The following is a 666-nucleotide window of genomic DNA, read 5'->3' on the forward strand; positions in this document are numbered from 1 at the left end:
GAGCGAGCCTACGATGCGCCTGCAAGGTCAGGAACCCGATGCGGAGCCCTCACCGGATGGTGCGCTTTAGCCAATGTCTCCTTCGGCAAAGTCGTTGCTGGTCTGCAGTATCGTCTCAGATAGCAACTTTGCTGCCGTTACCAAGGGTTCACGGAAACGCTGAAGCTCGTCAAAGCTGACGCGGGCGACTGGAACGGACACACCAAGACAAGCGATCAAAGTGCCGCCAGGAGCTAGGATTGGAACCGCGCATCCAACCACACCTTTAACGAACTCTTCGTTCGTCCGAGCCCATCCTTCCCGGCGAGTTTCCTCTAGAACAACGAGAAGCGCATCAGGATCGGTTATCGTCCTGTCCGTATGCTGCTCCATGTGGAGGGACCGAACCAGCTTTTCACGCGGCTTTATGGGAAGCGTACTCATGTAAATCTTCCCGGTAGACGTACAATAAATGGGCGCGCTATGCCCAGGATCAAACTGTAGTCCATGGGGAGCTTTAACCCGAACGCTGTCGACATAGACTACTTCATTGTTTCTAACGATTCCAATTTCGCATTGCTCGCCAATTTCTGCTGCGACATTCTGAAGAACTGCGTGGCGTCGTGCCGTTCGAAAGGCTGAGCCAATCGTCTTACCCGCAAGCACGACCAGGTTGTTTCCGACAAC

Annotated in this window: 1 protein-coding gene; it reads right to left on the minus strand. The window is 54.1% G+C overall.

Translation table 11 applies throughout. The annotated features are described in order from the left end of the window. Positions 1-66 precede the first annotated feature (66 nt). On the minus strand, positions 67-666 hold a 600-nt coding region (locus NKG60_RS32180), incomplete at its 5' end, for an IclR family transcriptional regulator (protein WP_352976697.1).

Origin of the sequence: Mesorhizobium sp. M1428 (genome assembly GCF_040317515.1) — a bacterium.
Taxonomy (GTDB): Bacteria; Pseudomonadota; Alphaproteobacteria; order Rhizobiales; family Rhizobiaceae; genus Mesorhizobium.